Annotated in this window: 22 protein-coding genes; 8 read left to right on the top strand and 14 right to left on the bottom strand. The window is 67.6% G+C overall.

Annotated elements, in window-relative coordinates; all coding sequences use genetic code 11:
- The first annotated feature begins 130 nt into the window (after positions 1-130).
- Genes AB6A66_RS01230 through AB6A66_RS01220 form a run of 3 tightly spaced genes read left to right on the top strand, consistent with a single transcriptional unit; the run spans position 131 to position 2398 of the window.
- The gene (locus AB6A66_RS01230; protein ID WP_371054457.1) at positions 131-1042 is read left to right on the top strand and encodes a LysR substrate-binding domain-containing protein; all 912 of its coding nucleotides are present in this window, start codon (positions 131-133) and stop codon (positions 1040-1042) included.
- Positions 1043-1060: 18 nt separating this feature from the next.
- Positions 1061-1657, top strand: a complete 597-nt coding sequence (locus AB6A66_RS01225; RefSeq protein ID WP_371054456.1) for an alpha/beta hydrolase — start codon at positions 1061-1063, stop codon at positions 1655-1657.
- A gap of 3 nt (positions 1658-1660) precedes the next feature.
- Positions 1661-2398: a sulfite exporter TauE/SafE family protein gene (locus tag AB6A66_RS01220; protein ID WP_371037789.1), complete on the top strand. Its 738-nt coding sequence runs from the start codon at positions 1661-1663 to the stop codon at positions 2396-2398.
- Here the strand turns inward: AB6A66_RS01220 and AB6A66_RS01215 are convergent.
- From AB6A66_RS01215 to AB6A66_RS01160, 12 genes are all read right to left on the bottom strand, one after another.
- Positions 2395-3441 carry a YeiH family protein gene (locus AB6A66_RS01215; RefSeq protein ID WP_371054455.1) on the bottom strand — a complete coding sequence of 349 codons (1047 nt, stop codon included), beginning with the start codon at positions 3439-3441 and terminating at the stop codon, positions 2395-2397. The two genes, AB6A66_RS01220 and AB6A66_RS01215, sit on opposite strands and share 4 nt — an antisense overlap.
- Before the next feature lie 56 nt (positions 3442-3497).
- On the bottom strand, positions 3498-4178 hold the full coding sequence (locus AB6A66_RS01210; protein WP_371037787.1) for a fumarate hydratase C-terminal domain-containing protein: 681 nt from the start codon (positions 4176-4178) through the stop codon (positions 3498-3500).
- Positions 4139-5104: a fumarate hydratase gene (locus tag AB6A66_RS01205; RefSeq protein ID WP_371054454.1), complete on the bottom strand. Its 966-nt coding sequence runs from the start codon at positions 5102-5104 to the stop codon at positions 4139-4141. The genes AB6A66_RS01210 and AB6A66_RS01205 overlap by 40 nt, the downstream gene beginning before the upstream one ends.
- A complete protein-coding gene (locus AB6A66_RS01200; protein ID WP_371054453.1) occupies positions 5101-6843 on the bottom strand; it encodes an L-aspartate oxidase in 1743 nt (580 codons plus the stop codon). The genes AB6A66_RS01205 and AB6A66_RS01200 overlap by 4 nt, the downstream gene beginning before the upstream one ends.
- Positions 6844-6847: 4 nt before the next feature.
- The gene (locus tag AB6A66_RS01195) at positions 6848-7189 is read right to left on the bottom strand and encodes a succinate dehydrogenase (RefSeq protein ID WP_371037784.1); all 342 of its coding nucleotides are present in this window, start codon (positions 7187-7189) and stop codon (positions 6848-6850) included.
- Entirely contained in the window at positions 7186-7518 is a 333-nt protein-coding gene (locus AB6A66_RS01190) for a succinate dehydrogenase (protein ID WP_371037783.1), read from the bottom strand. Before AB6A66_RS01190 ends, AB6A66_RS01195 begins: the two co-directional genes overlap by 4 nt.
- Position 7519: 1 nt before the next feature.
- Positions 7520-8230 (bottom strand): succinate dehydrogenase/fumarate reductase iron-sulfur subunit, encoded by a 711-nt coding sequence (locus AB6A66_RS01185; RefSeq protein WP_371054658.1) that lies wholly within the window; start codon positions 8228-8230, stop codon positions 7520-7522.
- A gap of 531 nt (positions 8231-8761) precedes the next feature.
- Positions 8762-9895, bottom strand: a complete 1134-nt coding sequence (locus AB6A66_RS01180) for a porin (RefSeq protein ID WP_371037782.1) — start codon at positions 9893-9895, stop codon at positions 8762-8764.
- Between the two features lie 245 nt (positions 9896-10140).
- Positions 10141-10974 (bottom strand): polysaccharide deacetylase family protein, encoded by an 834-nt coding sequence (locus AB6A66_RS01175; RefSeq protein WP_371054452.1) that lies wholly within the window; start codon positions 10972-10974, stop codon positions 10141-10143.
- Positions 10975-11080: 106 nt separating this feature from the next.
- Complete coding sequence (locus AB6A66_RS01170; protein WP_371054451.1) at positions 11081-12067, bottom strand: polysaccharide deacetylase family protein; 987 nt, start codon at positions 12065-12067, stop codon at positions 11081-11083.
- A complete protein-coding gene (locus AB6A66_RS01165; protein ID WP_371054450.1) occupies positions 12064-12282 on the bottom strand; it encodes a hypothetical protein in 219 nt (72 codons plus the stop codon). The genes AB6A66_RS01170 and AB6A66_RS01165 overlap by 4 nt, the downstream gene beginning before the upstream one ends.
- Positions 12283-12493: 211 nt before the next feature.
- The gene (locus tag AB6A66_RS01160; protein ID WP_371054449.1) at positions 12494-13435 is read right to left on the bottom strand and encodes a LysR family transcriptional regulator; all 942 of its coding nucleotides are present in this window, start codon (positions 13433-13435) and stop codon (positions 12494-12496) included.
- A 442-nt stretch (positions 13436-13877) separates the two neighbouring features.
- On the opposite strand from AB6A66_RS01160, the gene AB6A66_RS01155 reads away from it, so the two are divergent.
- The 3 genes from AB6A66_RS01155 to AB6A66_RS01145 all read left to right on the top strand — a co-directional run bounded on the left by AB6A66_RS01155 (position 13878) and on the right by AB6A66_RS01145 (position 16286).
- Entirely contained in the window at positions 13878-15230 is a 1353-nt protein-coding gene (locus AB6A66_RS01155) for a lipocalin family protein (RefSeq protein ID WP_371054448.1), read from the top strand.
- 178 nt (positions 15231-15408) lie between these two features.
- Positions 15409-15954, top strand: coding sequence for a hypothetical protein (locus AB6A66_RS01150; protein ID WP_371054447.1), 546 nt, complete (start codon positions 15409-15411; stop codon positions 15952-15954).
- A gap of 17 nt (positions 15955-15971) precedes the next feature.
- Positions 15972-16286 (top strand): hypothetical protein, encoded by a 315-nt coding sequence (locus tag AB6A66_RS01145; RefSeq protein WP_371037776.1) that lies wholly within the window; start codon positions 15972-15974, stop codon positions 16284-16286.
- Between the two features lie 274 nt (positions 16287-16560).
- On the opposite strand, the gene AB6A66_RS01140 is transcribed toward AB6A66_RS01145, so the two are convergent.
- Positions 16561-17238 (bottom strand): AIM24 family protein, encoded by a 678-nt coding sequence (locus AB6A66_RS01140; protein WP_371054446.1) that lies wholly within the window; start codon positions 17236-17238, stop codon positions 16561-16563.
- A 12-nt stretch (positions 17239-17250) separates the two neighbouring features.
- Positions 17251-18051: a hypothetical protein gene (locus tag AB6A66_RS01135; RefSeq protein WP_371037774.1), complete on the bottom strand. Its 801-nt coding sequence runs from the start codon at positions 18049-18051 to the stop codon at positions 17251-17253.
- 121 nt (positions 18052-18172) lie between these two features.
- Here AB6A66_RS01135 and AB6A66_RS01130 point away from each other — a divergent pair, with 121 nt between their 5' ends.
- A complete protein-coding gene (locus AB6A66_RS01130) occupies positions 18173-19171 on the top strand; it encodes a TAXI family TRAP transporter solute-binding subunit (protein ID WP_371054445.1) in 999 nt (332 codons plus the stop codon).
- A 585-nt stretch (positions 19172-19756) separates the two neighbouring features.
- Positions 19757-21040 (top strand): lipocalin-like domain-containing protein, encoded by a 1284-nt coding sequence (locus tag AB6A66_RS01125; protein ID WP_371054444.1) that lies wholly within the window; start codon positions 19757-19759, stop codon positions 21038-21040.
- Positions 21041-21227 lie beyond the last annotated feature (187 nt).

Genomic DNA, 21227 nt, shown 5'->3' with positions numbered 1-21227 from the left:
ACGGGCCTCCCAACCCATCCAGGCCAGCATTATGTGGCGCGTTGACACACACTAAAAGTAAGTTACTCCTTCCACAAAGCATAATCGCTTTAGAAAATTGAAAGCTCCGCTTACGGATTGGGGCCGAGACATGTCGATCCGGAACCTGCGCACATTGATCGCGGTCGCCGATCACGGCACGTTCAGCGCCGCGGCCGAGGCGGTTTTCGTCACCCATGCCGCGGTCAGCCAGCAGATGAAGTCGCTCGAGGCGGAGTGGCAGGTGCAGCTTTTCGACCGGTCGCGCCGCAGCTCCGATCTGACCCCGGTGGGCCGCGCGCTCGTCGCGCAGGCCCGCGAGGTCGTGGCCGCCTACGACCGCATGGTGCCGATGGTCCTGGGCGACAGCGGCCTGAGCGGCGAGGTCACGATCGGCGCCGTTCCGACCTCCCTCACGGGGCTGATGCCCTTCTCGATGGCGATGCTGAAACGCGACTACCCCGAGCTGCATGTCCGCGTGGTCCCCGGCGAGACCATCGCGCTGGTCGAGCAGGTCGAGCGCGGCGCGCTCGATGCGGCCATCGTCACGCGGCCGAGCTGGACGCGCGAGCGGCTGGACTGGCGCGAGCTTGCCGTGGAGCCGCTGGAACTGCTCGCCGCCAGGGACGTCGAGGGCGAGGACGCACGCACACTCCTCGAACGGTATCCGTTCATCCGCTTCTCGCGGCGAGCCGTCGTCGGGGGCATGATCGAGACATGGCTGCAGAAGCAGGGCATCGAGGTGCGCGACAGCATGGAGCTGGAGAACCTGGACATCATCTTCGGGATGGTGGCGGCCAACCTCGGCGTGTCGATCGCGCCCCGGCGCTGCGTGCTGCCCCCGCACGACCTGGCGTTGCGCCGCCTGTCGCTTCCGGAAGGCGCGCCGATGCGGCATCTGGGGCTGCTGTCGCGCGCCGACACCGTGAAGCGCCGCGTGCTCGACGAGTTGATCCGCCGCCTCGACAAGGCGATCGAGGTCGGGCGCTTCGACCCGGCCGCCATTCCCCCGACCATCGGTTGACAGCAAGGAGACCACCGCATGCAGACGATTTCTCTGGCCGCGACGGACGGTGTGCCGCTCGAGGCCGATCTTTATCCCGGCGGGGCGCGGGCCGTCGTCCTTCTTCACGGCAAGGTCTTCGACAAGGAAAGCTGGGCGGACACGGCGCGCGGCCTGTCCGGGCGCGGCCTCACCGTGCTGGTTCCGAACTTCCGGGGCTATGGCGGGTCGGGCGAGGGCGAGGCCCCCGCCGGGTATGCCGCCGATGTCGCGGGCGCCTGTGCCGCCCTGCGGGACCGGAACGCCGCCTCGGTGTCGATCGTCGGCGCCTCCATGGGCGCCATCGCCGCGGCGAAGGCCGTGTCTGAGGCCATGGCCGGCGAGATCGACAGGCTCGTGCTGATGGCGCCGCGCGCGATGGCGCGGCCCGAGGCGCTGCGCGCCGCAGAGGTGCATTTCATCGTCAGCCGCGACGAGTCGTGCTTCGAGGACGTGGCGGGCTTTCACGCGGCGGCGCCCGACCCGAAGGAGCTGCATGTCTTCCCCGGCGAGGCGCATGCCCAGTTCCTGTTCGGATCGGAACACGGGCCCGAGCTCTCCGCGCTGCTGCATCGCATCCTCGCGGACCCGCGCTGATCCATGGCGCCCGAGACGATCCTGATCATCGCCGCCGGCGCGGCCAGCGGCGGCTTCATCAACGGGCTGGCGGGTTTCGGCACCTCGCTTTTCGCGCTGGGCTGGTGGCTTCAGATCATGCCGCCGGCGCAGGCGGTGCCCGTGGCCCTGGTGATGTCGGTCGCCAGCGGCCTTCAGGGGGTGGCGCTGGTGCGCCGGTCCATCGACTGGCCGCGGCTTCTGCGCTTCCTGCTGCCGGCGGTGGCGGGCGTGCCGCTGGGGCTGATGCTTCTGAGCGAGATCGAGGCGCAGCCGCTCAAGATCGTCATCGCGGTGTTTCTCGTCATCTACGGTGGCTTTCTCGCCTTTCGCCGCGATCTGCCGAACATTTCCCGGCCCACCCCGGTGATCGACGCCGGCGTTGGGTTCGCAAGCGGCGTTCTCGGGGCGCTCGCGGGGCTTTCGGGCGCGCTGCCGACGATGTGGTCGTCCCTGCGAAGCTGGGGAAAGTCGGAGCGCCGCGCGCTGCTGCAACCCTTCAACGTCGCGATCCTGGGCCTCTCGGCGCTCGTGCTCGCGCTTACCGGGGGCATCGGCCGCAGCTCGCTTGTCGCCATGCTGATCGCCCTGCCGGTCACGATGCTCAGCGCGCAGCTCGGCATCGCCGTCTTCAAGCGGTTGAGCGACGGCCAGTTCCGGCGCCTGGTGATCGTGCTGATGCTGGTCTCGGGCGTGGTGCTTCTTCTGCGCGAGGCGCTCTAGACGAGCCCGGCCTCGATCACCGCGAGGACGCCGACGGCAAGCGCGACGGTGAGGCCGCAGATCACCACGACGGCCGAGCGGCCGACATCCTTCAGCTTCTTCAGCGAGGTCTTCATCCCCAGCGCGGCGATCGCGATCACGAGGCACCAGCGCGACGCCTCGAGCACCGTCTGCCGCGCGGCCTCGGGCACGAGGCCGGTGGATCCGAGCGCCACAAGCGCACAGAAGCCCAGAACGAAGAAGGGGATCGGCAGGGGGGTCCGGTCCGCCCCGTCGCGCCGGGAGGCGAAGACAAGCGAAAGACCGACCACCACCGGCACGAGGAGGGCCACGCGCATGAGCTTCACGACCGTGGCGGTATCGCCCGCCTCCTGCGAGATGGAATAGCCCGCGCCGACGACCTGCGCGACGTCGTGGATCGTGGCGCCGAGAAAGATGCCGGCTTGCAAATCGTTCAGGCCGAGCCCGGCCGCGACGAGCGGGTAGGCGACCATGGCCACGGTCGAAAGCGCCGTGACCCCGATCACGGTGAAGACGGTGTCGCGTTCCTTCGTCGGCCCCTGCGGCAGAACGGACGAGATCGCCAGCGCGGCGGACGCGCCGCAGATGGCCACCGCGCCCCCGGTGAGCAGGGCGAAACGCGCCCGCCTTCCGACGAGGCGCGACAACAGCAGGCTCATGGTGATGGTGCCCGCCACGCCGGCCACCGTCAGCGCGACGACGCCGCTGCCGAGCGCCGCGATCTGCTGCACGGTGATGCCCAGCCCAAGAAGCGCCACGCCGAGGCGAAGCAGGGTCCGCGAGGCGAACTCGATCCCGGCCACGCACCGGCCCTCCGCCTCCTCGGTGAGGAAGTTGAAGGCCATGCCGAGCAGGAGCGCCAGCAGCATGACCGGCGCGCCGTGATGCAGCGACAGGAAACGCGCGGCCATCGCTACGGTCGCGGCGATCAGCAGTCCGGGAAAGAGGCTGCGTGCCCGCGACCGAAGCCGCGGCATAAGGCCGGCGCCCGGGCCGGCCGGGCGCTCTGTCGTCTCTGCCATGGGTAATCCCCGTTCCGGCCTGCGCCGCGTGTGCGCGCCGTTCCCTCGGCGCCGGCTCAGATCACCTCGTCGCCGCGATCATCCGTCTCGCCGAAGCGCTTGAGTACCGCCGGGCGCGTGCCCTCGTAGACCGCGTCGAGATTGGCACGGATCCTTTCGTTTTCGCGTTCGAACAGGCTGTTGCCCTTGAGGTCGCTCTCGACGATGAACGGGCCGAAATTCTCCACCTCGATCACCCACATGGCCTGAGCGAGGCCAAGCTCTTCACGCCAGTGAAGAGCGCGGACACGCTTCACCCCGCGCCCGAGAAGGGCGCCGGTCCCGTAGCCGACCGTGGTGAGGTAGATCGCGCCGTTCGGAACGAAATGCGTGCGGTAGTCCTCGGCGCTCATGCCGCCCTTTCCTAGGATCAGTTTCGCGCCTGATATCTCGAACCACTTGCCGATCCATTTCGAAAAGCGGAACGAGGCCGTCGCCGTGACCGCGCCCATGCGCAGCGCGCCGTCCTCGGCCTGCGCGGCGGCGGGCGAGCAGTGGAAATTCGCCGCGCTTTCGGCGGGCAGGTCCAGCGGAAGCGCCTCGCCGTCCTCGCAGGCGCGCTTGTAGACGCCTTCCCGCGCCGTGTAGACGACCCCGTCCAGAAACACGATGTCGCCGATGTTGAGCGCCTCCAACGCCTCGCGAGAGGGGTTTGTGCTCAGGCGGACCTTTGTCGGTTGTCCTCCGGTGCCTTCCATTCGACCGTCTCCCGGCGTTGAAAATCCGTGAACCATTGCGGGTCGGTGCGGTATTCGACCCGCCCGTCGGCATGGACGCGCGCCACCGCGCGTCTCGACGACAGGCAGAAGGCGTGAACGCTCATCTGCATGCCGCCTGTGTGGCAGTAGCCGACCTCGATGTGGCAATCGACGACCATCGACTTGCCGACGAACCCCATCGCGCCCATGCCGATGGAATTACCCAGTTCCTTGAACTCTTCCTCCAGCTCCGCGATCTTCGGGTCCGGGTTGCGGTCGCCCACCGTGCGCAGGCAGGCCGCGCGCTTTCCCAGCACCATGCAGGTGTCCTTGGACCCGCCGAGGCCGATGCCGATGATCGCCGGCTGGCAGGCGAGCCCGCGCTTGCCGAAGGCCACGAGGCAGTCGAGGTAGAACCGCTTGATCCCCTCGATGCCGTCGCTGGGAAAGAGCATCCGGTAGTCGGTGCCGAAGAGCCCGCCCTTGTGCACCGTGATGAGGTCGATCCATTCGCCCCCGGGCTCGAAGCCGTATTCGATCTCGGGCGCGCCGATGCCGACATTGTTGTCGTGGTCGGTGCGCCAGAGCGGATGGACCCGGTTGGGCCGGAGCGGCACACCGTCCGTGGACGCCGCGGTGGCGCGGCGCAGCGCCGTCTCCAGCGCGACGGGACCGCCCTCGATCCGGGTGTCGTTGCCCATCTTGACATACCAGCGCGGACACCCGGTGTCGCCGCACATGGCGCGGCGATCTTCCTTGGCGGCCTCGTAGTTCTCGAGCATGGCCTGAAGCACGAAGGAGGACAGGTCGCCGTCTTCCGCGGCCGCGGTCTTCTTCAGCCCTTCGAGGTAGTCGTCCGGGATCTCGATGGCCGCCCGCTGCATCAGTTCGACGGCCGTCTTCTCGATGAGGTCTATGGATATCATTGCGCTGCCACCATGGTCTCGGCGTCCTCCTCCAGAAGCGACTCGCCGGGGCGGACGATGGAAAACTCCACGTCCTCCCGCGAGACATCGAGCCCCGAAGCCCCCGCGCGGGCCACGGTGAAATAGGAGGTTTCCAGTTCGCCGGTTTCGGGGAAATCTTCGCGGAAATGCGCGCCGCGCGAGTTTTCGCGCCAGAGCGCGGCGGTGCCGATCACCTCTGAAATCTCGACGAGGCTGCGCAGGTTCAGCCAGTCGTGCCAGGTCAGGTTGAAGCCGAGGTCATCGCCCGCGACGCCCGTCTCCTGCAGTTCGGCGCCGATCTCGCGCACCTGCGCCAGCCCGCGTTCCAGCCGCTCGGCCGTGCGCAGGACGCCCACATCCTCCCACATCGCGTCCATCAGCCCGTCACGCAGCGGCTGCACGGGCGCCGGCTTGCGTCCCAGCGGATGGCGCGCGCGCGCGATCTCCGCCTCGATCGCGGCCTCGTCGGGATCGCGCAGCGCCCCGTCCCGGCGCGCCTCGGCGGCCATCACGTCGCCCGCGATGCCGCCATAGACGGTTGAGTTGGCGACCCCGTTGCCGCCCAGCCGGTTGGAGCCGTGGGCGCCGCCGGCGTCCTCTCCGGCGACGAAGAGGCCGGGCATGTCGGTGCGCGTGTCCGGGTCGACGACGATGCCGCCCATGAAATAATGCGCTGTGGGCACGACCTCGACCCGGCCCGCGGCCAGATCGAAGCCGCTGTCGGCGCAGCGCTTGACCATGCCCTTGAACTTCTGGCGGACATTGTCGGGGCCGAGATGCGCCATCGAGATGTAGACACCGCCCGAGGGCGAGGCGTTGCTCTTGCGCATCTCGGCGTAGATCGCCCGGCTGACCACGTCGCGCGTCGCCCGTTCGCCCTTGTCGTCGTAGTCGAACATGAAGCGCGCGCCGTGACCGTTCAGCAGGTGGCCGCCGGCGCCGCGCAGCCCCTCCTCGAGAACCGTTCCGGTCATCCTGGTGCCCTCGCCGGCGAGAAGCCCGGTGGGATGGAACTGCACCATCTCCATGTCGCGCAGCGGAAGGCCCGCGCGCAGCGCCATGGCCAGCCCGTCCATCGACTTGTCGCCGGAGGGCGTGTGATAGCGGTACATCGTCGGCCCGCCCCCCGTGGCCAGAAGCACCGTCCTGGCGCGAACGAACCGGAAGCGCCCGGTGCGGATGTCGATGAAGAGCACGCCGGCGAGCCCGTCGCCGCCCCTGGCGGGGATCAGCCCCACGGCGCGGTGCTCCTCCATCCGTTCGACGGGGCGGGCGAGCACCTGCTCCATCAGGCGGTTGATGATCTCGATGCCGGTCAGGTCGCCCTTGTGCACGGTGCGATCCGCGGTCTGGCCGGCGAAGGCCTTCTGGTGCAGCGTGCCGTCGGTGTTGCGGTCGAAGAAGCAGCCGACCTCGTTCTCCAGCTCGGTGATGCGTTCCACGGCGGTCTTGCACAGCCGCCAGGCCATGTCCTGGTTCGGCAGCCACTTGCCGCCGCGGATCGTGTCCATGAAATGCCGCTCGACGCTGTCCCCATGGCCGAGCGCCACGTTGTACCCGCCCTGCACCATGCGCGTGCAGCCGCATTTTCCAAGCAGACCCTTCACCGCGATCGTCACCTTGCGGTCGGGCGCGGCGCGCTGGGCATGGAGCGCCGCGAAGAGGCCCGCGCCGCCCGCGCCGATGATCAGGATATCCGTGTCGTGCCTGTCGAGCATGGCGTCACACCGCGTTCAGGAAAAAGGTGCCGGAGACGAAGACCGATCCCGCCACCGCGCCGGCGGCCAGCGCCTTCTGGCGGGGCGACCAGGGCAGAAGCTCGAGGGCGAGCAGCCGCAGCCCGCCGAAGAGATGCGCCGCGAGCAGGAACACCAGCCCGAACTCCGCGATCTTGACCATGGTGAAATCGGTCCAACGAAGGAACCCGTCGAGCGCGGCGGGAGAGGTCAGTGCCAGCGACAGGATCAGGAAATGCGCCGGCAGGAAGAGCGCCAGCGCGAGCCCGGAGACGCGGTGCAGCACGAACGCGTACCAGAGCGGGTGAGAGCGGTGCGGGCGTCTCATGCCGCCACCACGGCGAAGACGGCGTAAAGCCCCATGGCGAGAAGGATGCCCCCGACGCCCCAGGTCAGGGCGCGCAGGCCTCCGCCCGCAAGCCCCAGCGTCTCGTACGCGATCACGCGCAGGCCGATCGCGGCGTGGAGGGAGACCGCGACGACGAAAAGACCGTAGAAGAGCGCCCAGAACACGCTGCCGCTGGTGCGGCCGAGGATTTCCGCCGCACTGAGCCCGCCCTGAACGGCGTAGATCATCACCGCGATGTGCCCCAGCACGAGCGGGACCATGACCAGCGCGCTGATCCGTTGCAGCAGATAGAGCCTGACGTCCAGCATGTCAGCGCCTCCCCAGGCCGAGGAGCCGTCGGGTCGTTTCCCGTTTCAGACCGGCGATGGAGGCGGTGGGGACCAGTTCGCTCGGGCAGTACTCGACACAGCTCTGGTGCGAGTGGCAGTTGTGGCAGCCGCCCGGTCCGGACACCGCGTCGAGCCGGGCGGCGCGCGCACCGTCCTTCTCGTCGTTGACGAGGCTCCAGGCGCGGTTGAGCGCGGCGGGGCCGAGGTAGTCGGGGTTCGAGGACACCACGTCGCAGGCGGCATAGCAGACCGCGCAGTTGATGCATTCGGTCGCCTGGTCGGCGGTGAGGCGCAGTTCGCTCTCCGGGTCGATGCGGGGGATCTCGTCCTCGCGGGTCGCCGAGGGGTGGAAGACGCCCTCGGCCTCGATCCACTTGTCGAAGAACGGGGCCATGTCCACGACGAGATCCTTCACCACCGGCAGGTTGCGCAGCGGCGCGATCTCCAGCCGGCCGTTCTCGGCCACCTTGTCCACATGCGTCCGGCAGGTCCAGCGCGGGCGCCCGTTCACCATCATCGCGCAACTGCCGCACATGCCGACCCGGCAGGCGAAGCGGTAGGACAGCGACGGGTCGGCGTATTGCTGCACCCACGAGACCACGTCCAGCACGGTCTGGCTGTCGCGCCGGGGCACCTCGTAGGACGCGAAATCGCCATCATCACCGCGTCCGCGCCAGACCTGCACCGTCATCTGCCCTGTCGAATCGTTCAAGGTCCGCTCCTTTCGATTGCAACAGAAAGGTAACGGTAATCTTTTCTAACACATATCTAAAACTTCTTTCCTGAGCGGTTAGGAAAACTTTCAAGGTGCGCGTGGCCGCCTCCGCTCCATGTTTCGGCGCGCCTGCCCGGATCCTGCGGGCTACCCCTGTCGAAAGGACGCCGTGATCCTTGCGCGAGGCATCTCGGGGCCGTCACGGCAGGTCGGCACCTCCGCGGGTGTCAGAGGGGTCCGACATCAGGGCGGACGCACCGTCAGCCGGTCGGGCGGCGGCGAATGCCCGCGGCTGCACGACCTCGCTTTGGTATCGGCTGACCTCTCCGGCGTCTCACCGCCCCGGCCCGGCTGCGCGGGCCGTCCGGGCGCGCGCGACGCCGCCGATGGGCGGCGAGGGGCCCCGATCATCCCCGCAGGGCAGGACGAACGCCGGGAACACCCGTCGCCGCCCCGTTTCGCCGCGCCCGGTCATGGCGGAGCGCGTCTCCGTGCTTTTCCGCGGTGTCAGAACTTGAAGCGCGCGCCGAGGAAGACCGAGCTTGCATCCTGGTAGGATGCGGCATCGTCGTCGTAGTAGTATTCCCGGTACCCCAGATACACGTCGAGATCGAGATCGGTGAAGGTCTGCATCGCCGCGAAGCCGACCCCCTCGGACGACGAGTTTTCCTCGGCCACGTCGCTTCCGCCGTAGTAGCTGACCGCGAGGGCGGTCGGACCCTGCGACGTGACATCGTAAACCCATCCGGCCCTCACGAAGCCGTAGTTGCCGCCGTCGGGATCTCCCCCGGCCGAGGCGCTGAGATTGAGGCCGGTCGGCGTGTGAAGCAGCGAGAAGGAACCCGAGTAGCGCTCGTTCGTCGTGACGTCGCCCGGTTTCAGTCCGGGGGCCCTGCTGTTGCCTTCGTCTTCCCAGGCATAGCCCGCCGCCGCGGCCAGCGCGAAGTCGCCCTGCGTGCCGGACCAGCGAAGCGCGATGTCGTAGTAGTCCGTGTCGTCGTCTTCGGCCAGCACGTTTCGCCCGTAGGATACCGCCCCGGAAAAACCCGAATAGGTCGGCGTATCGTAGCGGATCCTGAACAGGCGCGCGCCATCGAACTCCTTGAATGCGTCGATGACGCGGACGTCGGAAAGTGCGCCGGACTTTTCGCGGAATGCAAAGGCCGCGTCCGAAACCCCGACCGAGACGACGAGCGCCGTGCCCGACGGATCGAGTGTCGCGACATTGTCGGTCGCCATGAACCCCTGACCGATCGCCAGTGTCCCGAAGTCGGCGGTGTAGGCGGCCTCGAGCCGGCGAAGGGCGGTCCTGCGCCAGTCGAGCGTCGGGGGCGTGTTGGACTGCGAGAGCAGAGCGCTTTGGCGGAACCCGAGCCCCGTCTCGAAGGTGAAGACAAGGTCGCCGTCAGACATCGGCTGGGTCACGGCAAATCCGAACCGGGTGTTGGAGTTGGAATTGTCGACGATCTTGCCGGTCGTCTCCTCGCCGTCGTCGAAACTCAGGTAGGAGGGGCTCGCCTGCCCGTAGAAGCGGACCGATCCGCCGGTGTCGTTCTCGAACGTCTGTGCGCCGGCGGACGTGCCAGCGATGACGGCCGCGAAGGTCAGGCCCGGGCCCACTCTCGCATCGATTCTGCTCATGTCATCCCTTTCGCTCCCCCGCGGCGGTTTCCGTGACGGGGCTTTTCAAGTCAGTTGCCTGGTCGAAAAAGACGGGCTCGGCGCCGGTCCACGGATTTCAGAGCCCTCGCCGAAACGGCTTCGGTGGCGCTGGCGAAACACGCTGCGAAATGCCGGAATGCGGCCGCGGCAAGGCAAGGCCGCATTCCGGAAAAGTCACGATACGCGGCCGCATCCGCTCTCGTTTCACTTCGGCTTGGCCCGGCTCACTCCGTCCAGATCGAGGGCTCGAGCCGCAAATGCGTTTCCGGCGGATGTTGTGCGCGCCAGTGATCGGCGCACTGCTTCGCCGTGGCGATCCAGACGTCTTCGTTTTCCGTCACGGATGCGAGAAACTCCTCGAGCATCCTTATCCGATGCAACGTCCCGATGATGTGAGGGTGCAGCGTCATGGTGAACATGCGCCCTCTGTCGTATTGGGCCGCGAAAGCGGAACGCCAATTGCTTGCAAGAACCTCGGGGTGCTCGATCCCGGACCCGCCGCGCAGGGCGAGGGGCGGAAACTGAAGAAAGAACTGGTCATCGGAATGATAGGAATACGGCATCGTGACCAGTGCCTTTGGCGGCTCGGGGTCCGTGACCCAATAATGCGGCGTATCGTCCGCCATGCCGTTTCCGAGATATTCGAATCCTTCGTCTATCAGCAGATCGACGGTATTGGGGCTGACCGAGCCCGCGGCATACCTGTCGCCCTGGCGGGGCAGGCCATACCATCCGGCCGGGGCGTTCCCCGTGGTTTCGCCGATGGCGTAAGCAGTCGCCCTGAGGCGCACGCGCTCCACGTCCGGCGGAAGCTCCGTCGGGTCCTCATGCCGAAAGCCGAGCGCGGCAATCTCGTGGCCGGCCTCGGCCAGCTGGCGAACCCGGTCCGCTTCGACCGCGGCGATCACCGCGGGGACCGCGAATGTCGCGCGAATGTCGAAGCGATCGAGGACGTCCAGCAGCGCATCGAGCCCCGCACCGAAGGCCAGCTCCGCATCGTCCCCCGACAGATCCCTGGCAAGAAGACCTTCGGGCATGATCGCGGTGCTCAGCGCCACCGTGACGTTGACCGCACAGCGCTTGTCCGAGGGCCAGACGATCTCGTCGTCCGCGAGGGCGATCTCGTCCGAGATGGTGTAACCTGATTTCCATGGCATAACGGCGTCACTCCTCGTTGCAGGCGAAGGCTTCGGACGGAAGGGCGAGACAGTGGCGCGCGACGTCCTCGGAATTGGCGAACCACACGCCGGGCAGGCTCTTCATTCGGGTGATCAACTCGTCGAGCATCGCGATGCGCGCGGAGTGACCGATGATGAAGGGATGCAGGGCGATGTTCAGGTAGCCGCCCGCTTCATATTGCTGCTGAAAGGCCTGCCACCAGATATCCAGCACGAGGTCCTGGTCGGAAAGACGCTGCGCCGAGGCGGCGCTGCCGATCCAGCCGTAATTGAAATACATGGCATCGTCGATCGCCAGATGGACGGACAGATTGAGCAGTTCCTTGCCGTCCCGCCTCACCTTGAAGGGAAGAGGAGAGGCGAAGCCGTGCGAATTGTAGATGTAACCCATCTCAAGAACGAGGGCGTCCGGATAACTGCTACGGGTGCCCACGGGCGGACGGCCGGCCAGTTCGGTCAGCACGTCGCGGGTTCTCAGCATGTGGTCGCGCTGAACGACGGGATCGGCCGGCACGTAATGCTCCCACATGTGATCCGCGAATTCGTGGCCCCGTTCGGCGATCTCGCGAAGAACGGACGGGTAGAGATCCACGCTACGCCCGGGCGTGAAGAAGGTTCCGACGATGCCGTGACGGTCGAGCAGTTCGAGCGTGCGCCATGCCCCCACGCGACCACCGAATTCGCCCTTGGCGACCTGCATGGGCGGCTCGTCATTCGCCGTGCGACTCAGGACATGGTCGACATCGAACGTGAAATTCACTGCGATCCTCGCACCGTCCGGCCAATTCGGCTGCGTCAGATGGCAATAGCGGCGTCTTCGGGCCTGCGTGGCGGCTTGCAATTCTTCCAGCTCTGCCAGCAGGCTTTCCCGGCTGGAGAGCGGCAGGCTTCCCTTGTCACCCGGCGTCGGGTGGCGCGTCATTCCGCGTGAGGTTTGCCCGGCGGCCCATACGGAGGCCGGCGCGGCGGTCATTGCACCCCCCGTGGCAAGCAATTGCAGAAGAAGCCTTCGGTCCATTTCGCCAGTCCTTTTTGCCTGTCGGATGCGCCGTTTCGATCTGTTGCGCGGCGCGCGTCCGTCTTCCGGAACGCGGCCTTGCTTTGGAAACGGCCAGAGATCGGGCTGACGCGTCCCATGAAGCCGTTCGCCGGTCCAATGCGGAATTCCGCTCCGGTGATGCGTGTCATGCATGAGCGCGCGCGCCGTCACGATGCGACGTTCGGGCGGAAGGGCGCCGAAGGATCCGTTCGGCCGCAAGGGCGGCGGGCGTCACCGTCCGCCGATCTGGAAAGGCCAGGTCAGGGGGATGCGGCGGCCGCGCGGATCGGTGGACGGCGCCAGCGGGCTCGCTCGGGCTTGCCCCCTTCGAAGCGGGCCCGCCGGCATGAGCGTCAGGCCCTATGCCCCCGGATTCAGTAGCGTCTTTTGCCGGGCCTGTGTCACCCGCAGGGTGTCGACGAAGCGAACGAGGGTGCGCGGCCACGACCTTTCGGCATGCCAGACCAGCCCGTATTCCATGCGCATCCATGGCTCTTCGACGGGCAGCGTCACGAAGTCGCCGCGTTCGATCTCGTCGCGGATGAAAGCCGGTGGCGCGGCGCTGATCGCGCGTTCGTTGCGGACGGCGGCCGTCATGGCTGAAAAGCTGTCGACGCAGATCGCGGGAACGAAGTCGCCGGTCTCGGGGTCGCGCCGTCCCGCCGCCCCGAGATCCTGCGGCAGAAGATCGAGCCAGCGTCCCTGCATCAGCGTCAGGGCCCAGGGAAAGCGCATGATGTCGTCCCACCCGACGTCGGACCGCTGGGCGAGGGGATGGCGCCAATGACAGAAGAACGACACCGGACCGCCTCCGAGCGTTTCGGTCGCGAGTCCCGGGCGATCGGCAGCCGACCGCGTGTCGGTGATGGCGAGATCGCTGCGGCCGTCGAGCACGTCTTCGAGACAGGTCCGCCAGTCGCGCACCACGAGCCGGCCAAGCGAGATCCGGCTCGTTCCGGCGTGGTCGGCGAAGCTTTCAAGCCCGACGGCCTCGGCCGCGAACGGGCCGACCGAGACGCGGAAGCCGCGCTGGTCCTCGTTGCGTTTCAGCTCGAGCGTCTGCGCGAGATCGTCGAAACCCGCAATCAGCGCGTCGCAACGCTGCAGAACGATCTCTGCGGCAACGGTTGGCGTGACGGAGGTGCGGCTCCGGTCGAAGAGCGGCATGCCGACGGAGTCTTCGAGGCTCCTCAGGGCGCGGCTCAGGTTCGGCTGGCTCATCCCGAGTTCATCGGCCGCCCGCGCAAAGTTCCGATGCAGGGCGAGGGAACGAACGATCCGGAGGTCCCGGACGGATCTCATTGATGCAGCGCATGTATCACAACGGGGCCAGACTGCATTGGACAGGGGGCATAGCGCAACCTGTTACTCCCCGACCAGATCCCCGGCAAGCGGCAGCGAACCTGCGTTCGCGGTCCCGGCGCGCGGGCTGTGCCGTCCCTTGACTGCCCGGGGCCATGGCGACGCGCGCCGGCGGCCGGCGCTCGTGATGGCCCCGGCGTTCCTTGCCGGAACTGCGGTTGCAACGCGGAAGCGAGAGGGCGCGTCCCGCCCCGTCCCCTGGGAAAACGCCCGCATGGCCGGCTCGGACCCATGCAGGGTGTGCATCACACGGACGGAATTGGGAATTGGACAGTCCCGACCGCGCACGAGAGAAGCCTGTCCGGGGTGCGCCCTTCCGGCTTGCAACGCTCAGCCGACCGCGCGCGGCCCTTGACCGATTTAGCTGGGAGCCAGACTCATCATGACTGCAAGCACCAATCGCGGCGCGCCGGCGGGCAGCGGCCTGACCCGCCGCACCTTGCTGAAATCCGCGCCCGTCACCGGCTTTGCGCTAGGGTCCGGCGCATTCGCCGGAACGCTGGCATCCACGAGCGCGCCCGCCCGCGCCCAGGACGGGCAGCCGCCCCTGCAAGGTCCGGGCATCGAGACGTCGAGCGGGCAGGCGCTCTATTCGCTGCCGCGCGATCACGCGTGGCATGGCGGCGAATTCTACCAGACCAACGATTTCAACGAGTGGCATTACATCACGGTTCTCGGTCGTGACCTCGACACCGGCGAGCGCATCTCGGTGTTCTGGGTGCCGCTCAGCCAGGGCTGGGTCGCCAGGGAGGGCCGGCCGCTGCACAACGTGCTCTTCGCCTTCCACAACCTCGACACCGGCGAGTTCCACACCGCGCTGCTCTACATCACGGGGCCGATGACCACGGAAGGCTCGGGCCCGGACGCGGAGGATTTCCACTTCCGCTACGAGATCGACGACGGCAAGAGCGGTTTCACGACGGCCTATACGCACGCCAACGAAACCTGGGAATTCGGAGGGTATACCACCGAGAAGGATGACTGGAACGAACCGTTCCGCCTGTCGATGACGTCGCAGGCCCGGGCGCCGGGCTATGCGCCGATGGCCTATTGGGGTCTGGAAAGCATCGGGGTCGATCCGCAGGAGCGCCAGAACCCGGAAACGATGTACGGCCTGACCTACTACTACACCGCACCCGACATGGCCTCGTCGGGCGAGCTCGAAGTGGCCGGCCGCACGGTCCGTTTCGAGGGCACCGGCTGGTTCGAGCACCAGTGGGGCAACTTCCGCAACACCTACCAGTATCGCTATTTCTGGGCCTGGTTCCGCTTCGAGGAGAGCGGAGACCTGATGACCTTCCGCCAGTACTACGAAGGCGAGGATTTCCGGAATCCGAACTACGGCGTGAACCGCTACTTCCACATGGACGGCGAGACCTTCGAGCGCAGCTATGCCTTCGGCCCGGCCTTCAAGCTCATCCCCGAGCGCATGTGGACCTCGCCGAAATCGGGCAAGGTGTATCCCTGGTATGGCCGGATCGAGACGCCGAACGGCACCTACTGGTACGAGCCAACGCTCGAGGAGCAGGAGGGCCTCGGTTTCGCCGGCCCCTATATCGAAGGCGTGATCCAGCTGCGCGACGGCGGGCCGGACGGCCCCGTCGTGGCGACCGGCTTCTGCGAGATGATCATGTTCACGGGGTCCTACGACGACGGCACCGACCACTCGATGGGTCCGCCGATCTCGCGCGGCCTGCCCGAAGACGAGAACGGGCCCTGGACGCCCGAACTCTGATCCCCTGATCCCGGACGCAAATCCCCAGCGTCCGGGTCTCTCCGGCGCCGCCGCGTCCCCGCAAGGGGAAGTGCCCGGTGCCCTCGTGCCGGGCATGTGCGCCGGCGGCGCCGGATCCAGATGGATGTTTGCACGGCCCCGTCCATCGACCGGGCGCAATCGATTGGAGGCATCAGCGATGAAAACCGGTCTCGGACTCACGGCTGCGATGCTCATGGCGGGCGCGGGCGCGGAGGCGCAGACGCCTGTCACTTACGTGGAAGACGGGCGCGCCCTTTTCACCGTCGAGGTTCCGGACTTCTGGTCCGTACGCACCGGCGGCAGCCGCCGGATCGCGCCGTCCGATGGCGCGGTGCCCGCCGACGTCCCGCGGGTGCTGGCGTTGCAGCCGACCGTCGACGAGGGGGCGTGGCTTGGCTTCATCTCGCCTCCCGGGTTGGGGGACCTGGCCGAGGCCCGCGGCTATCTCGGCCAGCTGGGCCGGTTCCTCGCGCTCGAGGCCAGGACCACCGAGCCCGTGCCACGGCGGATCGGGGGACGCCCGGCGGAGGTGTTTGCCGGACGTGGGCGTCGCGACGGCCGGGCGTTGCAATTCACGGTCGCGGCCATCGATCTGCCGGGCGGGCGCGTCGCCATTGCCGCCGCCGTTCTGGAGGCCGGCGTCGATCCGGCCTTCGCAGAGGTGCTGAACGGGGTGTTCGCCTCGTTCCGCGCCGCACGCTGATGGAAGGAGAGGTCCAGATGGCCGGAATGATGCGTCGCTCCGCGATTTTCGCCGCGCTCACCGGTGCGGCGTTCGGGCTGGCCGCCTGCGACGGGGTGGGCGTCGGGATCTCTTACGGCTACGACGACGCCTTGTTCTGGAACCATTACTACCATCACGACCATCGCCCGGATCGTCCCGTGCGCCCGGATCCCCCGGGGCAGGCCGTTCCCCCGATCGCGACGGCACCCCGGCCGGTCCCGCCCATCGCCACCGTACCGCGCCCGACCCCCCGTATCGCGACCCCGCCTGCGATCCGTCCGCCTCTGGCGCGCCCGGTCGTGGCCCGGTAGGCACGTCCGGCGCCGTCGCGGGCGCAGGGTGGACGGAAAGATCGGGCGGCCCCTTTCTTCTGACCGGCACGCGGAAGGTGCCGTCGCGCCCCGAAAGCCAGGAAAGCCACGGTCGAGGGGGCAGGGACGGGTTTGCCATCACCCATGGCAACGGCGTGCGCCGGCGCGATCCGCGCACGGCGCAACCGGTTGTCGGGGATGTCGCGCGGCACCGCCGTGACACCGCTTGCCGGCGGGCGCCGCGCCGGGCGGCAGGCCCGACCGAAGGCCGGGCTCATTCGAAGATCGAGCTTTCGATGTCCTCCCCGGTCATGCGGTTGAACATGTACTGGTGCCAGTATGGCGTCCAGGCGATCATCACCTTTCCGGTCCCCTCGAAGAGACGCAGACGTTTCTGCCCGGAAATGAAGTTGCGCGGGAACCGGGCGGAGCGGACGGACCGGAAGCGCAGCCCGGCCGTGCGGCCCAGCACCAGGCGACCCTGCACCCGGAACTCGCCATCGATGTCGATCGTCTCCACCGGGCCGGGGGCGTTGATCGCGACCTGACCCGGGCCGGTGAGCGTCGTCTTCCAGTTCAGCAGCCCGTCGCCCGCCCGGAGGCTGGCGAAGAGCGGCTCTCGTGAAAGGCCCAGCCTGACGGAGCCTTCCGACGCCCAGTAGACGCCAGGCTCGAGCAACCATCGCTCTCCCTTCGCGACGTGAAGGACATGGTAGCCCGAGAGCGAGGGCTGCAGGATGATCCGGCCGGTGCCGCGATACCACGGTCTCACCCGGGCTTCGCGCGTGAAGAGCGAACGCCACAAGTCGCCGGCGCCCGGCAGGCGCGGGGTGAACTCGATACGCCCGCACATGTTCGAAAGGGCGCCGGCGCGGGCACGCACCGTCTCGTCGGCGATGTCGATCGCCACCTGGCGCATCCCCTCGACCTCGCGCTGCGTGAATTCAGCCATGCCGCGCGTTCCTCATGTCAGCCCCTCGTCCCACTGCATCCGCCGTTCCCACAAGAGCGCGAAGGGCGTCGGCTCCAGGCCGGCCTCGCCGCGCAGCGGGTCGTCGAGCATGACGATGACGAATAGGATCACGCCGAGGAAGAAGGAGGTGATGGTGCCGACCATGAACTGCGTATGCAGGCGCATCTTCAACAGGCACAGAAGGAGGACATTGACCGCCGCGCCGACGAGCACGGCGTACCAGAGGATGTCCGGGATCTCGGTGATGACGCCGGCGAGGCGCCGTTCACGGGCCGCGTCGAATTCGCGGAAGCCCTGCATGACGCCTTCGTGGACGATGGTCTGCCCGGCGCCCTCGGGCTCGAACCGCGCGAGGCGTTGCCGCATCGCGTCGGCACGGTTCGCGCCGCCGTCGAGGAAGGCGCCCTGTCGGTGGGCCGGCCAGTCGCGGTGGATCGTGTATAGCGTGTAGTCCCGCAGCATCTCGCGCATGTCCGAGCGCGTCGGTTCGGGATAGGTCTCCATGTCGGCGTAAAGGCCGCCGATCGCCAGGGCCTCGGACTGGATCGCCAGCCGGACCTTCTCGCTGTTCTGGTAGGCCGAGACGGTGAGCAGGCCAAGCAGCAGGCCATAGAACAGGTTGAACCCCGAGGCTCCGAAGGCCAGGTTCTGGTTGAAATCGGGCCCGGTTCCGAAGACGATCCGCATGAGCGGTTTCGTGACCAGAAGCCCCAGGGCAACGGCGGCGACCGCGACCGCGGTAAAGAGAAGCGCGAGTTCGGTGCTCGGCAGATAGTAAAGGAACTCGGGCATGATCGGCCTCCGTCGGTGAGGCGACCGTAACCTCGGGCGACGCTGCCGGCAAATTCGAATCCGAACGATCCGTTCGGACCCGTGCCGGGCGCACGCGCGCGGCGTTCTTGCAGGAGGCGTCATGCCCGCCAGCGAATGCGCAATCCGGTGCCGGCCCGTTGCGGCGGCCCTCGTCCTGATGGTCGCCGTCGCGTTCCAGGCACCGCCTGCCGGCGCGGAACAGCTGCGCTTTTTCACGCTGGGGACGGCCGCGCTGACCGGGAACTACTACGCGGCCGGCCGCGCCATATGCCGCGTGATCAACCGCGAGGGGCCGGCGGACCTGCGGTGCAGCCCCGAGCCGACGCCGGGCTCGCAATACAACCTTCTCGCGCTGGAAAAGGGTGAACTCGACTTCGCCTTCGTCCAGTCCGACTGGCAGCACCGGGCCCATGAGGGTCGCGGAGCCTTCGCCGGAGCGGCGATGAAGGAGCTGCGAAGCGTCATGTCGCTCTATGCGGAGGCGGTCACCCTCGTGGCGCGCACCGACGCGGGCATCGGTTCGGTGAACGATCTCGCCGGCAAGACGGTGGACCTCGGCAATCCGTCGACGGCCCGGCGGGGAACGAATGTCAGGGTCCTGAGCGCCATCGGGATCGACACCGGCCTGTTCGGGCGGATCACCGAGCTTTCCAGCGCGACCGTGGGGCCGGAGCTCTGCGCCGGCCGGATCGACGCCGCGCTGATCGTGATCGGGCATCCGAATGCGCAGTTGGCCGAGCTGCTGGAGCTCTGCGAGTTGCAACTCGTCTCGATCGACGGGCCCGCGGTGCGTGATTTCGTCGATAAGAGTGCCGACTTCGAGACCTACGCGATCACGCCGGGCACCTACCAACAGGTGAGGAGGCCCGTACGCACCGTCTCGACCGTCGCGACGCTCGTCACCCGTTCGCAGGTGTCGGACGATCTCGTTGCCCATGTCGCGCGCACGGTCATCGCGCGCTACGAGACGCTTGCAGAACAGGTGCCGGCGCTCGGCACGCGCGATCTGGAGAAGATGCGCCGCGCCGGACTGACCGCGCCCCTGCACCCCGCGGCCGCAGCCGTCTTCGACGCCTCGCCGGGCGGCCCCGACGACTGACCGGGGTCGCCAAGGTGGCATGATCCTCGGGTCCGCGGCCCCCGGGTGTGCCGCCGGAGGCGCGCATGGGACGCATCGGTGCATCACCTGCGTACCCGGCGGCCCGATCGCCGCGCAAGGGGCCCGGGCGCCCCTTCTTCCACCGACACCGCACGGGCGGGAACGACATTGTCGCGTGTCGGTGCCGCAGGATCGCGGAATTGAACCGGCACATGAGGCGATGCCCGCCACGATCGCGCGCGTGAACGAGCGCCCGCGGCCGTTCGATCTGCCGGCAGCGGCGCGTTGCTTTCGCCGATGACGCGGTCCTGACCTGATATCGAGACTGCATCGCTTGGCGACAAATTCGCATTGGACGCGCGCAAAGCTGTGCAGCAGTAGGAGCGTGCCATCAAGATGGCGCAAGCTGGCCGTTCCGGAGCCATGGGTCCGGGGGTGCGACCGGGTTTCTCTTGAAAGACCAAGGAATGGAAAGATGGATCGCAGACTTCTCCTGAAATTGCTGGCGTCCGGCACGGCAATGACCGCCGCGCCCGCCTCTGCCTGGGCGCAGGTGAAGGGCGAAAGCTCGCCGCGCAAGTACGAATGGGGCTTTCCCGAATATCCCCCACCCCGGCGGGCAGCGGCAATGCCACGCCCTTCGGCGAGGGCCCGCTGAACGGTATCGAGACGGAAAGCAGGCACGAGCTTTACAGGTTTCCGCGCGATCATCGCTATCATTACGGCCCGATCTATCGCGGCCCGGAATACTGCGAATGGTACTATTTCAGCGCTTTCGTCTACGACAAGGCCACCGAAGAGCCCTACACCCTCTTCAGGATGACGCTGTTCTCGGGCTGGGACGAGGGGCTGCAACGCCCTGTGAAGAACGTCTTCTTCGCGCTGCACAACCTGCGCACCGGCGAGTTCCAGCCGGCCGTCACGCTCTATCCCGGCGAATTCGTCGCCGATGGGTCGCCGAGCGACGCGCCCAAGGAGGATTTCTGGTTCCGCTATCGCATCGGCACGCCGGAGCACGGCGAGATGGAGGAAAGCTACCGCGCCGCCGACGAGACGTGGCGTTTCAAGGCGAACGTGGTCGACGCCGCGCCCGCTCGCAATTCCGTGCCCTTCAGCATGGACATCACCGGCAAGGTCTACGCGCCCGGCTACATCTTCAACACGCCCTGGGGTCTGGAGAACGAGGGTTACGACGTCTCGCGCACGGGCCGCCACAACCCGGAGACGGTCTACGGCATCTCCTATTACACGATCGCGCCGAAGATGATGATCTCGGGCTCCGTCACGGTCAACGGCCGCGAGATGGAGGTTGAGGGCCTGGCCTGGTGGGAGCACCAGTGGGGCAACCTGCGCACGCCAGATCACCTCGAAGGGCACTACATCTGGCAGAACGCCTATCTCGACAACGGCGACATGTTCCGCCTGCGTTTCTGGCGCAAGCCGGACCTGTCCATAGCCGAGGAGGTCACGAACTACGCCTACATCCACGCCGACGGGCGGATGGAATACGCGCTGGGCGAGTCCGTGACCTGGACCACGATCAAGTCCTGGCCCTCGACCGTCGTCGAGAACGTCGATATCCCGCTCTTCGGGAAGCTCGAGACGCCGCAGGGCACCTTTTACGTGGCACCGGAATATCCCAACCAGCAGGCGATCGGCTTCGCCGATTATACCGCGCTGTGGGAAGGGGCCGTGTATCTGCACGAGGGCTCGCTCGACGGGCCTGTCGTCGGCCGCGCCTATCACGAGAACATGATCGTGCCGTGGTATTACATCCCCCGCGGCTTCGACAAGCCGATGCGCGAGGATCTTCCGCGCAAGCTCGACGGCGGCATGCCGCCGGCCCCACCGTTCAACTTCTTCAAGTAAGGCAAGTGGGGGCGGCGGAACGCCCTCCGCCACGGGGCGATCGGGGCTTCGCCGGGCACGTCCATGCCTAAAGTGCATCGCACGGCGACAGGACTGCATTGGACAGGCCGCCGCCCGTGCGTCAGCAACGCGCCACCACACCGGACCGTGAGGCATCGCGGAAAGGTGCGCTCCTGCCAACGTCGGA

Origin of the sequence: Rhodosalinus sp. K401 (assembly GCF_041365735.1) — a bacterium.
Taxonomy (GTDB): domain Bacteria; phylum Pseudomonadota; class Alphaproteobacteria; order Rhodobacterales; family Rhodobacteraceae; genus Rhodosalinus.
The sequence above is the reverse complement of the archived record's forward strand: the minus strand, read 5'-3'. Positions and strand labels throughout refer to the sequence as shown.

Bases quoted from the DNA above. Each gene is read 5' to 3' on its own strand.
- AB6A66_RS01230 (WP_371054457.1), top strand. From the start codon at position 131: ATGTCGATCCGGAACCTGCGCACATTGATCGCGGTCGCCGATCACGGC.
- AB6A66_RS01135 (WP_371037774.1), bottom strand. From the start codon at position 18,051: ATGCCCGAGTTCCTTTACTATCTGCCGAGCACCGAACTCGCGCTTCTC.
- AB6A66_RS01150 (WP_371054447.1), top strand. From the start codon at position 15,409: ATGAAAACCGGTCTCGGACTCACGGCTGCGATGCTCATGGCGGGCGCG.
- AB6A66_RS01210 (WP_371037787.1), bottom strand. From the start codon at position 4,178: ATGGAAGGCACCGGAGGACAACCGACAAAGGTCCGCCTGAGCACAAAC.
- AB6A66_RS01200 (WP_371054453.1), bottom strand. From the start codon at position 6,843: ATGCTCGACAGGCACGACACGGATATCCTGATCATCGGCGCGGGCGGC.
- AB6A66_RS01205 (WP_371054454.1), bottom strand. From the start codon at position 5,104: ATGATATCCATAGACCTCATCGAGAAGACGGCCGTCGAACTGATGCAG.
- AB6A66_RS01190 (WP_371037783.1), bottom strand. From the start codon at position 7,518: ATGCTGGACGTCAGGCTCTATCTGCTGCAACGGATCAGCGCGCTGGTC.
- AB6A66_RS01170 (WP_371054451.1), bottom strand. From the start codon at position 12,067: ATGACCGCCGCGCCGGCCTCCGTATGGGCCGCCGGGCAAACCTCACGC.
- AB6A66_RS01165 (WP_371054450.1), bottom strand. From the start codon at position 12,282: ATGACACGCATCACCGGAGCGGAATTCCGCATTGGACCGGCGAACGGC.
- AB6A66_RS01140 (WP_371054446.1), bottom strand. From the start codon at position 17,238: ATGGCTGAATTCACGCAGCGCGAGGTCGAGGGGATGCGCCAGGTGGCG.
- AB6A66_RS01125 (WP_371054444.1), top strand. From the start codon at position 19,757: ATGGGGCTTTCCCGAATATCCCCCACCCCGGCGGGCAGCGGCAATGCC.
- AB6A66_RS01160 (WP_371054449.1), bottom strand. From the start codon at position 13,435: ATGAGATCCGTCCGGGACCTCCGGATCGTTCGTTCCCTCGCCCTGCAT.
- AB6A66_RS01220 (WP_371037789.1), top strand. From the start codon at position 1,661: ATGGCGCCCGAGACGATCCTGATCATCGCCGCCGGCGCGGCCAGCGGC.
- AB6A66_RS01185 (WP_371054658.1), bottom strand. From the start codon at position 8,230: ATGACGGTGCAGGTCTGGCGCGGACGCGGTGATGATGGCGATTTCGCG.
- AB6A66_RS01180 (WP_371037782.1), bottom strand. From the start codon at position 9,895: ATGAGCAGAATCGATGCGAGAGTGGGCCCGGGCCTGACCTTCGCGGCC.
- AB6A66_RS01155 (WP_371054448.1), top strand. From the start codon at position 13,878: ATGACTGCAAGCACCAATCGCGGCGCGCCGGCGGGCAGCGGCCTGACC.
- AB6A66_RS01145 (WP_371037776.1), top strand. From the start codon at position 15,972: ATGGCCGGAATGATGCGTCGCTCCGCGATTTTCGCCGCGCTCACCGGT.
- AB6A66_RS01130 (WP_371054445.1), top strand. From the start codon at position 18,173: ATGCCCGCCAGCGAATGCGCAATCCGGTGCCGGCCCGTTGCGGCGGCC.
- AB6A66_RS01215 (WP_371054455.1), bottom strand. From the start codon at position 3,441: ATGGCAGAGACGACAGAGCGCCCGGCCGGCCCGGGCGCCGGCCTTATG.
- AB6A66_RS01195 (WP_371037784.1), bottom strand. From the start codon at position 7,189: ATGAGACGCCCGCACCGCTCTCACCCGCTCTGGTACGCGTTCGTGCTG.
- AB6A66_RS01225 (WP_371054456.1), top strand. From the start codon at position 1,061: ATGCAGACGATTTCTCTGGCCGCGACGGACGGTGTGCCGCTCGAGGCC.